At 69.8% G+C, this 9,965-nt stretch carries 12 protein-coding genes; 6 read left to right on the forward strand and 6 right to left on the reverse strand.

Annotated features, from left to right (window positions below; genetic code table 11):
- Positions 1-32: 32 nt before the first annotated feature.
- Positions 33-638: a histidine phosphatase family protein gene (locus DFR50_RS10260; protein ID WP_113889129.1), complete on the reverse strand. Its 606-nt coding sequence runs from the start codon at positions 636-638 to the stop codon at positions 33-35.
- Positions 639-754: 116 nt separating this feature from the next.
- On the opposite strand from DFR50_RS10260, the gene DFR50_RS10265 reads away from it, so the two are divergent.
- The 3 genes from DFR50_RS10265 (at position 755) to DFR50_RS10275 (ending at position 2,951) form a co-directional block, all read left to right on the forward strand.
- On the forward strand, positions 755-1,516 hold the full coding sequence (locus DFR50_RS10265; RefSeq protein WP_113889106.1) for a bestrophin-like domain: 762 nt from the start codon (positions 755-757) through the stop codon (positions 1,514-1,516).
- 65 nt (positions 1,517-1,581) lie between these two features.
- Positions 1,582-2,031, forward strand: coding sequence for an SRPBCC family protein (locus DFR50_RS10270; protein WP_170153149.1), 450 nt, complete (start codon positions 1,582-1,584; stop codon positions 2,029-2,031).
- Complete coding sequence (locus DFR50_RS10275) at positions 2,028-2,951, forward strand: 1,4-dihydroxy-2-naphthoate polyprenyltransferase (RefSeq protein ID WP_113889108.1); 924 nt, start codon at positions 2,028-2,030, stop codon at positions 2,949-2,951. Before DFR50_RS10270 ends, DFR50_RS10275 begins: the two co-directional genes overlap by 4 nt.
- Before the next feature lie 251 nt (positions 2,952-3,202).
- Here the strand turns inward: DFR50_RS10275 and DFR50_RS10280 are convergent, their stop codons facing one another.
- From DFR50_RS10280 to DFR50_RS10290, 3 genes are all read right to left on the reverse strand, one after another.
- Positions 3,203-3,928, reverse strand: coding sequence for a class I SAM-dependent methyltransferase (locus DFR50_RS10280; RefSeq protein WP_113889109.1), 726 nt, complete (start codon positions 3,926-3,928; stop codon positions 3,203-3,205).
- A 108-nt stretch (positions 3,929-4,036) separates the two neighbouring features.
- Entirely contained in the window at positions 4,037-5,062 is a 1,026-nt protein-coding gene (locus tag DFR50_RS10285) for a carbohydrate kinase family protein (RefSeq protein ID WP_113889110.1), read from the reverse strand.
- Positions 5,063-5,069: 7 nt separating this feature from the next.
- The gene (locus DFR50_RS10290) at positions 5,070-6,056 is read right to left on the reverse strand and encodes a hypothetical protein (RefSeq protein ID WP_113889111.1); all 987 of its coding nucleotides are present in this window, start codon (positions 6,054-6,056) and stop codon (positions 5,070-5,072) included.
- Positions 6,057-6,187: 131 nt separating this feature from the next.
- On the opposite strand from DFR50_RS10290, the gene DFR50_RS10295 reads away from it, so the two are divergent.
- Together DFR50_RS10295 and DFR50_RS10300 are read left to right on the forward strand one after the other, a co-directional pair.
- Positions 6,188-6,814 carry a short chain dehydrogenase gene (locus DFR50_RS10295; RefSeq protein ID WP_113889112.1) on the forward strand — a complete coding sequence of 209 codons (627 nt, stop codon included), beginning with the start codon at positions 6,188-6,190 and terminating at the stop codon, positions 6,812-6,814.
- A 169-nt stretch (positions 6,815-6,983) separates the two neighbouring features.
- Positions 6,984-7,730 (forward strand): phosphatase PAP2 family protein, encoded by a 747-nt coding sequence (locus DFR50_RS10300; protein WP_113889113.1) that lies wholly within the window; start codon positions 6,984-6,986, stop codon positions 7,728-7,730.
- A gap of 28 nt (positions 7,731-7,758) precedes the next feature.
- On the opposite strand, the gene DFR50_RS10305 is transcribed toward DFR50_RS10300, so the two are convergent.
- Entirely contained in the window at positions 7,759-7,962 is a 204-nt protein-coding gene (locus tag DFR50_RS10305) for a CopG family antitoxin (protein ID WP_342634554.1), read from the reverse strand.
- Positions 7,963-8,072: 110 nt separating this feature from the next.
- Here DFR50_RS10305 and DFR50_RS10310 point away from each other — a divergent pair, with 110 nt between their 5' ends.
- A complete protein-coding gene (locus DFR50_RS10310) occupies positions 8,073-9,308 on the forward strand; it encodes an argininosuccinate synthase (RefSeq protein WP_113889114.1) in 1,236 nt (411 codons plus the stop codon).
- Here DFR50_RS10310 and DFR50_RS31330 read toward each other — a convergent pair.
- Entirely contained in the window at positions 9,215-9,691 is a 477-nt protein-coding gene (locus DFR50_RS31330; protein ID WP_147262722.1) for a hypothetical protein, read from the reverse strand. The two genes, DFR50_RS10310 and DFR50_RS31330, sit on opposite strands and share 94 nt — an antisense overlap.
- Positions 9,692-9,965 lie beyond the last annotated feature (274 nt).

Here is a 9,965-nt window from a genome sequence, read left to right on the forward strand (position 1 = left end):
TCCTGTCGCCGCCGCGATTCGGTCGGGTCGCATCACCCGATCCATTCGCAGCCGCCGCGCTCGAACACCAGCGCCCGGCCCTGGACAACCGGCGTGTCGGCGGCCGCCGCCGCGGGCACGCCGGCGATCAGCGCCATCAGCGCGCGAGCGACGCCGCCGTGGGAAACGACGAAGGCGTCGGCGGTCAGCGTGTCGAGCCAGGCGCCGATGCGGGTCGCCAGCATGGCGTAGCTCTCGCCGTTCGGCGGCGCGAAGTTCCACTTGTCGGCGCGCCGCGCCGCGGCGCCCTTCGGGTCGCGCGCCTGCACTTCCGGCCAGGTCAGGCCCTCCCAGTCGCCGAAAGTCAGTTCCTTGAGCCGCGGATCGAGCCGGTAGCGGGCGGGGTCGAGCGCCATCGCGTCGCGGGCGAGCTCCATCGTCTCGCGCGTGCGCTCGAGCGGCGAGGCGACGAACGCCGCCTCCGCTTCCAGTCGATCGATGATCGGCCCGATCCGGGCGCGCAGCGTTCGTCCCAGCGAACGCGCCTGATCGCGCCCCCTCTGACCGAGCGGAATGTCGCGTTGACCCTGAAGCCGGTTCTCCGCATTGTACGGCGTTTCGCCGTGGCGAACGAAAATGAGGCGGTGAGAGAAGGTCAACGACGGCGGCCCTTCGAACAAGCGAGTTTGATCGGCGGCCGATTTGCTCTACTGAGCCGCCCGGTGGCAAGGGCCAGACGCTTTTTCCATGGCGCCGGGCGGAGAATTTGCGTGACATGCAGTGGCTCGTCGATCGTCCGCCCCTCTTTTTCGTCACGATGCTGGCGCTGTTCGTCGGCTGTACGACAGTGGGCGTTTTCGCCCGGATTCACGGCCACCGGCTGACGTCGGCCGAGCGGGCGGAATTCGACCTCGTCCGCAATGCGATGTTCACGCTGCTCGGCCTGATCATCGGCTTCGCCATTTCGATGGCGGTCAATCGCTACGATCTGCGCAAGACCCTCGAGGAAGCCGAGGCCAACGCCATCGGCACGGAATATCTCCGGCTCGACTTCCTGCCGCCCGAGACGGCGGCGAAGACGCGGGCCCTGCTGCGAACCTACGCCGGCCAGCGGATCGCCTATTACGTCGTCCTCGACACCGACGCGATGGCCCAGAACGCCCAGGAGACGGCGAAGACGGCGGCGGCGCTCTGGGCGGCGATCGGGCCCGACGTCGCCGCCCGCCCGACGCCGCTGGCGGCGCTGGCGGCGTCCGGCATGAACGACGTCCTCAACGCCTACGGCTATACGGTGGCGGCGTGGCGGAACCGGCTTCCGGTCGAGGTGTGGCTGCTCTTGATCGCCGTCGCCGCCGGCTGCAACTTCCTCATCGGCTTCGGCGCCGAAAAGCTGTCCTCGGCGACTCACGCCATCCTGCCGATCGCGGCGTCGCTGGCGGTGCTCCTGATCGCCGATGTCGAGGGACCGGGCAACGGCTTCGTGCGGGTGCATCCGGACAACCTCATCGACGCCGCGGCGTCGATGCGCGCGCCATGAGCGAATGCGCACGATGCCGGCTTCCTCCGCCGGCGCGCCCCAATGAACCACAGTGGAGATCTGCTTTGGCCAGAACGCCGATATACAGCAAATGGTCGCTGCGCACGCCGATCGCCGACCCGGCGACGGTGTTTTCGGTCGTGGCCGACGTCGAACGCTATTGCGAATTCATGCCCGGCGTCGGCGCGCGGATCCTGCGGCGCGACGGGCCGCGATGGGAGGTGGAAAACACCTTCGGAGTGGGCCCGCTGAACACCCGGTTCGTGAGCCTCGCCGAGGTCCGCCCGCCGAGCGAGCTGACCATCGTCTCGAACGACGGCCCGTGTCGCGCCTACTCCACGCATTGGCTGGTGACGCCGGACGAGGCAGGGTGCGTTCTGGAGTGCGAGACGAAGATCGAGTTCCGATCGCTCGCGCTCGACATCGTTGCACGGGTATGGTTCGAGCGCGGCGAGCGGGCGGTCATGGCCGCGTTCGACCGCCGGTTGAAAAGCTTCGAAGGATCCGGACGATGACGACCCAGGCCCCGCAGCGCGTCGCCGGGCAAGCCGCGAAGCCGTCGCGGATCGCGGTGTGGGTTCTGGCTGCGCGGACGCGCACGCTACCGCTGTCGCTCAGTCCGGTCCTGGTCGGGGCGGCGATCGCCGCGACCGGGCCGAACCCCGTCCACTGGGTCCCGGTGCTGGTGGCGGCGCTCGCCTCGGCGCTGATCCAGATCGGCGCCAATCTCTACAACGACGCGGCCGATTCGCGGCGCGGCGCCGACGGCGCGGCCCGGGTCGGACCGCCGCGCGTCACCGCGCTCGGGCTGATCGACGGCGAGCGCGTGGCGGCGGCGGCTTTCGCCTGCTTCGGCGCGGCGGCGCTCGCCGGCCTCTATCTCGTGCTGGTCGGCGGCTGGCCGATTCTCGCCCTCGGGCTCGCGTCGCTGGTGTGCGGTTGGGGCTATTCCGGCGGCCCGGCCCCGATCGCCTACACGCCGTACGGCGAAGTCTTCGTGCTGCTGTTCTTCGGAATCTTCGCGGTCACGGGCACGTCGTGGCTCGCCGCGCAGACCGTCGGCGCGGCGTCGCTGCTCGCCGGCGCGGCGCTCGGCCTGTTCGCGGCCGCGGTCCTTCTGGTCAACAATCACCGCGACCGGGTGGAAGACACGCGCGCCGGGCGGCGCACGCTGGCGATCCTGATCGGGGCGGAGCGGGCGCGCTGGCTCTATGCGGCGCTGATACTGACCCCGTTCCTGCTGCTCTGGCCGATCGCGCTCGCCCTGCCGGGACAACGGGTCTGGCCGGCGCTCACCGCCCTGCCCTTCGCGCTGATCGTGATCGCGAGACTGTGGCGCGAGCCGCCCGGCCGCGGCCTCAACGCCGTGCTGGCGCTGACCGCGCAGGTCCAGTCGGTCTATGCGCTGCTGCTGGCGGTCGGCCTGTTCGCGTGAGGGGCCCGGACCACACTCCTTCTCCGCGTCAGCGGGGAAGGTGGCCCGCAGGGCCGGATGGGGTGTGGAAAGCAGGTCTCTTCCCGTTCGGGTTCGCGGCGACGATCATGCAATCCTGCTTGCGCCGGCCGCCCAACCCGAACGGCATCGAGGCCGGCGGGCCGCCCCCATCCGGCGCTGCGCGCCATCTTCCCCGGCAAAGCCAGGGAAGGGGTCCGCCCTCTCGGCGGATGAGGGCCTGCGCGTGACGGCTACGCTGCCGGCTTGCGTCCCGAGTGCACGGCGACGACGCCGAAGGTCAGGTCGCGCCAGCCGACGTCGGAAAACCCCGCGGCCGAGATCGTCTCGGCGAAACGCCGCTGATCGGGAAATTTTCGAATCGATTCGACCAGATAGCGGTAGGCCTCGGGGGCCCGCGCCACCGCCGCCCCCAATCTCGGGATCACGTAAAAGGAAAAGACGTCGTAGAACGGCCGCGCCCAGGCCCGGGGCCGCGAGAACTCGAGGCAGTGGAACGAGCCGCCGGGCTTCAGCACCCGGGCGATCTCGCCCAGCGCCCGCTCGAGGCTGGTGACGTTGCGGATGCCAAACGCGATCGTCACGCAATCGACCGAGGCGTCGGCGAACGGCAGCGCCTCGGCTTCGCCCGCGACCCATTCGACATTCGCGCCGCGCCGCCGGCCGACCGCCATCATCTCGACGCTCGGGTCGCACACGATCGCGCGCTTGCCCGCGCCAGCGAGCGCGACCGCGACGTCGCCCGTGCCGCCGGCGAGATCGACCACGACCGCCGGCTTCGCGCGCAGGACGGAAGCGACAAAGACGCGCTTCCACCAGCGGTGCAGCGAAAACGACATCAGGTCGTTCATCACGTCGTAGCGTTCGGCGACCGCGGCGAACACCCGCCGGATTCTCGCCCGCCGCTCGTCCTGCGAGACCGTCTGGTAGCCGAAGGTTTCGTCGAGATCGCGTGTCATGCCCTTGCCCCGAGTTGGTCGTGTCATGGCCGTGGCGAGCAAGAGCGGCGGCGTCTCGCAGCCGGGCGCCCGGGACGGACGCGCTCCCGCGCCGCCACGGCTCGGCCTTCACGCCGGCGCCGGCCGAAGCCCCCAGCGGTCGACCAACGCGAGGCATTCGGCGACCGGCGCCACGCCCTCCGTCGTCGAGACGGCGCGCATCGACGCCGCGGCGACGCCGTGCGCGAGGCGCAGGCACTCGACGACCGGCCAGCCTTGGTGCAGCCCGTGGATCATGCCGGCCGCGAATGCGTCGCCCGCGCCGTTCACCCCGGCGATGGCGGTCGCGGGCATGGCGACCGAACCGAGCGCGACCCGCTCGCCATCCCGTCCGCCGAGCGCGGCGCCCTCGGGAAAATGCGCCACGACCCAGCGCATGGCGCCGAGTTCGAGCGCGCGCGCGATGGCGCGGCCGACCGCCGCGACGTCGGTCGACCCGTCGTCCCGGCGGGTGGCGATCCCGGCGAGCGCGCCGATCTCGAAATCGTTGACGATGAGAAAGTCGAGATGGGCCAGGCACGGGCGGCCGAGCTCGGCGAGCCGTTCGGCCGAGGTGGTCATCAGTTCGAGGTTGGTCGCGAGCCCCGCCGCGCGGGCCTTGCGCAGCACGGCGACCCAGCCGTTGGCCTCGTCGCCCCACGCCACGTCCATCGCCGCATGGGCGCCCGGCAGGCCGAGATGGAGAAAACGCGCCTTCGAAGTCGAAAAGTCGAAATGGTCCGGGTTCATCGCGGCGGCGACGCCCGGGTGAAAGAAATGCGTGCGCCGGCCGGTGTCGCGCACGTTGATCGCGTCGACGCTCATCGTCGCGCCCCCGGGAAGCGCCTGCAGTCGGTCGCAGGCGATCCCCAAGCCGCGGCACTCGCCGATCAGGAAGCGGCCGAGATCGTCGTCGCCGACCACGCCCATCGCCTCGACCGGGAAGGCGGGATCGAGCCGCTTGAGGTCGACGGCCATGTTGTAGCCGGAGCCGCCGCCCTGGCGGTCGATCCGCAACACCTCGGTGACCGTGTCCTGCTCGGGCCAGCGCGCGATCGACTTGTTGAAATCGACGCAGAACGACCCGGCCGACAGCACCCCCGCGCGCGCGCTCATCTCGGAATCAGCCGTGCCTGAGGACGGCTTCGGTGATCTCGCTGTCGCTGGCGTAGTCGCGCGACGGCTTCAGCCCCTTGCGCAGGAGCGCGTCGTGGTAGTCCTCGACCGCCTCGTTCGGCGTCAGCGCGCCGTCGCTGACCGCCCGCATCAGCCGCACGATGTCGAGCGGCGATTCGGCGAGGTTGATCTTGCGCCCGAACAGGGCGACCTTGGCGCCGTATTTCTGCGCCTGATGAATGAGCTCGAAGCAGTCGCGGGTGGTCCCGGCCCCGCCGCCGAGCACGCCGACGACGAGGCTCGGATCGTAGCTGACGAGCTCGTCGAGCGCCTTCGGGCCGTTGTAGGCGATCTTGAGGAAGCGCGGCCGCTCGACCTCGGTCAGGCCCGCCAGGCAGCGCACGATCGCGTCGTTGACGAAAGCCGGGACTGATTCCAGCTCGAGGCGGGCGTCGACATTGGGGTTGAACACTTCGAGGAAGTAGGAAAAGCCGTGCGCCGCCGCATCCTCGCGGAAGGCGCGGAACGCCTCGAGCGAGGCGACGTCGGCGTCGAGGTGGTTGGTGAAGGTGATCGAATAGAGACCGAGGTCGGTGAGCGCCTTGACGCGGGCGATCGAGGCGGTGCGGAACGGGCGGGACGGTTCATGATGGTAGGTCGCGCCGCGATGGCGCCAGACGTCGGTCGTGTCGTTGGCGCGGATCGCCGGCTTGACCCGCGAGCCGGCGAAGGCGTTGCGCTGGACCAGCCTCTCGAGATTGCTGACGGAGGTCAGCATGATGTCGACCACGTCCTGGGCGAGCACCTCCTCGATCGAGCCGAGGAATTCCTCGCGGGTCCTCAGACGCGGCGTCGCGCCGTCCGGCAGGCGCGCCGTCCCGACCGCATGCAGGCCCGGCCCCATGTCGGGGTCCTTGGCGTCGGCGATGATGAAATCGGTGCGCTTGTCCTGGCCCGCGCGAATCCGCGCGAGCTTGTCTTCGAGACGTGTCATTCGGCCCTCCGCCTCGCGGCGTCACGCCGACTATAGACCCGCGGCGCGCACTGGCAACGGGGCCTGAAGCCTAGCGCGACGCCGCGCGAGGCGATAGGAACGAATATTCCCCGCCTCGACCGGAAAGCTCCATGGCCGAACGCCTCCGCATCCTCCTCGTCGGCGCCTCCGGCGTGCTCGGCCGCGCCGTCGCGGCGGAACTGTCGCCCCGCCACGACATCGTGACGGCGGGATCGAAGTCCGGCGACATCCGAATCGACATCGCCGATCCCGCCAGCATCGAATCGGGGCTCGCGGCGGCGGGCGCCCTCGACGCGGTCGTCTGCTGCGCCGGGGCGGTGAATTTCGCGCCGCTGGCGGCGATCCGGCCGGCGCGCATCGCGCAGTCCTCCTATGGCCTCGGCCTCGCCGACAAGCTGATGGGTCAGGTCAATCTGGCGCTCGCGGCGCGCGACCGTCTGCGCGCCGGCGGCTCGATCACCCTGATCGCCGGCGTGCTGGCGCAGACGCCGATCGCCGCCGGCTCCTCGGCCAGCATGGTCAACGCGGCGATCGAAGCCTTCGTCATGGCGGCGGCGGTCGAGATGCCGCTCGGCCTGCGCATCAACGCGGTGAGCCCGACCGTGTTCGAGGAATCGATGGCCGATTACGGCCCGTTCTTCCGCGGCTTCGATCCGGTCCCGGTCGCCCGCGCCGCCCGCGCCTTCAGCCGCAGCGTCGAAGGCCTCGAGACCGGCAAGACGTTTCGCGTGCTCTGACCACGATGAGGCCCGTAACTGCAAAGATGGGCGCCTGCTCCAGCGCCGTCATCGCGAGGAGCGAAGCGACGCGGCGATCCAGGGGCCGCGACAGTCGCCCCGCGGCCCCCGGATTGCTTCGCCTCCGGCTCGCAACGACGGCGTTCCTCGACGCCATCCCGGCAGAACCATGAAGCCCTTTTTCGTCTATGTCGGGCTCGCGGCGCTGACGCTCGTCGTGTTCGCGCTCCGGCCCGATCTCGACCTCGCCGTTTCGCATGTCTTCTACGACCACGGCGGCTTCCTCGGCCGGGCCGCGCCCGAGCAGCTGGCGCGCAAGATTCTGGGGGATGCGTGGGCCGTGGTCCTCCTGCTTTACGCCGCGCTGTGGCTGATGAAGCGCCTCGGCCGCTGGCGGGGCTGGGCGCCGACCGGGCGGGCGATGATCTTTCTCCTCGCAACGATCGCGATCGGGCCGGGCCTCGTCGTCAACCTGAGCCTCAAGGACCACTGGCACCGGCCGCGGCCGGTCAACACCCAGGACTTCAACGGGACGGCCGAGTTCAAGCCCTGGTACGAATCGGATGGCGCGTGCCGGAAGAACTGCTCGTTCGTCTCGGGCGAGGCCTCGACCGGCTTCTGGATGGTCGCCCCGGCCATGGCGCTGCCGCCGCCGGCGCGAGGCCCCGCTATCGTCGCCGCCTTCGTCTTCGGGGTCGCGACGAGCCTCTTGCGCCTGGCGTTCGGCGGACATTACCTCAGCGACGTGCTGCTCGGCGGCCTCGTCACCCTGATCGTGATCGAACTCGCGCGCATGCTGATCTGGCCGCGCGGACGCAACCCGGCCGGGCCCGAGCCCGCAGCGCCCCGCGGCGGCGGGACGGCGGCCGAGCTGGTGGGGGCGGCGCTCGCGGCGCGGAAGGCCGAAGGGACCTAGCCGACCTTCTCCGCGAGCCAGACCTTGATCAGCGACGGATAGGGCGCGTCCCGCTTATGGGCTCACCGGAAGGCGTGAGCCAGATCGCCGTCGTGCTCGGCCGGAGATTGGGGAGGCGAACGGACTCGGCTATGCTCCAGTCGAGGTCGGCCGTCGACTCCTCACGCTCCCAGTGCGCGCGCTCCTCGGCTTCCGTCGCGAGCGCGGGAACGGACTTACGCGTCTTGGTCATGAGCGACCCCTTCCGTCGCGGCGGCCACGGCGCGCCGACTGCCGGTTGCGCCTGCTGCGCGCAGGACTATAACTCCGCCCGATTCTCTCGTCGACGGAACCTCGACCCCGATGGCCAAGCCCAAGATCAAGCGCGTCGTCCTCGCCTATTCGGGGGGGCTCGACACCTCGATCATCCTCAAGTGGCTCGCTGAAACCTACGGCGCGGAGGTGGTGACGTTCACCGCCGACCTCGGCCAGGGCGAGGAGCTCGAGCCCGCGCGGGCGAAGGCCGAGATGCTCGGCATCAAGCCGGCGCACATCTTCATCGAGGACCTGCGCGAGGAATTTGTGCGCGACTTCGTGTTTCCGATGTTCCGCGCCAACGCCCAGTACGAGGGCCTGTATCTGCTCGGCACCTCGATCGCCCGACCGCTGATCGCCAAGCGCCTGGTCGAGATCGCCCGCCAGGTCGGCGCCGACGCCATCGCCCACGGGTCGACCGGCAAGGGCAACGACCAGGTGCGTTTCGAGCTCTCGGCCTATGCGCTCGAACCCGACATCAAGATCATCGCGCCCTGGCGCGAGTGGGATTTCGCCTCGCGCACCGCGCTGATCGAATACGCCGAAAAGCACCAGATCCCCGTCCCCAAGGACAAGCGCGGCGAGGCGCCGTTCTCGACGGACGCCAACCTGCTGCACACCTCGTCCGAGGGCAAGGTGCTGGAGGATCCGGCCGAGGAGACGCCCGGTTACGTCTATTCCCGCACCATCGACCCGGAATCCGCGCCCGACAAGGCGACCGTGATCGAGATCGGCTTCGAGAAGGGCGATCCGGTCAGCATCAACGGCGAGGCCATGAGCCCGGCGACGCTGCTCGCCGCGCTCAACGCCTACGGCCGCGACAACGGCATCGGCCGGCTCGATCTGGTCGAGAACCGCTTCGTCGGCATGAAGTCGCGCGGCATGTACGAGACGCCCGGCGGCGCGATCCTGCTCGTCGCCCACCGCGCCATCGAATCGATCACGCTCGACCGCGGCGCGGCGCATCTCAAGGACGAGCTGATGCCGAAATACGCCGAGCTGATCTACAACGGCTTCTGGTTCGCCCCGGAGCGCGAACTGCTCCAGGGGCTGATCGACAAGAGCCAGGACCTGGTGACCGGCCGGGTGCGGCTGAAGCTCTATAAGGGCGGCGCCTATGTCGTCGGCCGCGACAGCCCCCACTCGCTCTACGACCAGGACCTCGTCACCTTCGAGGAAGGGGCGGTCGCCTACGACCACAACGACGCGTCCGGCTTCATCAAGCTCAACGCGCTGCGGCTGCGGACGCTGGCCAAGCGGAAGAAGCGGGAAGCCAAGGGCTGACGGCCCGGTCCCGAATTCAGGAGTAAGGCGGGGGGGACGCGCCCCGGATCCTCAACCCCGCGCGGGCTGCGGCGCGGCGCCGCCAGCCGCGACCGCGACGCGGCCTCGGCCTCGCGCAATTGCGCCGCGGTGAAGACGGACTTCTGCAGGCGCGGGTCGCCCATGCCGATCTCGATCTCGACCATCCCGTCACGACGGACACGCGAGCACACGGCAAGCGTCAGGCCCTGAAAAACGAACTGGAGGTGGGCGATCTCCAGACCCTTGGCCGCCAGCGCGATCTCGCGGTAGGCCGCGAGCCCGGCGTCCCGGAGACGGGCGCCGAGCGCCAGCCTGGCGTCATGGGTGGCGACGACGAGAAGGGGAGCTTGAATCCGGATCATCTGAACCTCTTTCCAGTGTCAATCGTCCCGCTTCGGACAGAGTCCGGGCGGGAGCGATATCGACACGGTTCGAAAACGTTCAGAGGTCGGGAGCCCTCACGGCCCCCTACGGGAGACCTGCCAAGGATTGGAAGACCTTCTTCTGTAACTCCCAATCCCGTCATTGCGAGGAGCGCAGCGACGAAGACTGTATGTCCTTGCGGAGGCGGGGCGGCCCGTCCTCGATGCGCCTTGCGAGGGTTGCTCGGATAGGCCGGGTAGAGCCTCACGCGAG

Source organism: Roseiarcus fermentans (assembly GCF_003315135.1).
In the GTDB taxonomy this organism is placed as follows: Bacteria; Pseudomonadota; Alphaproteobacteria; order Rhizobiales; family Beijerinckiaceae; genus Roseiarcus; species Roseiarcus fermentans.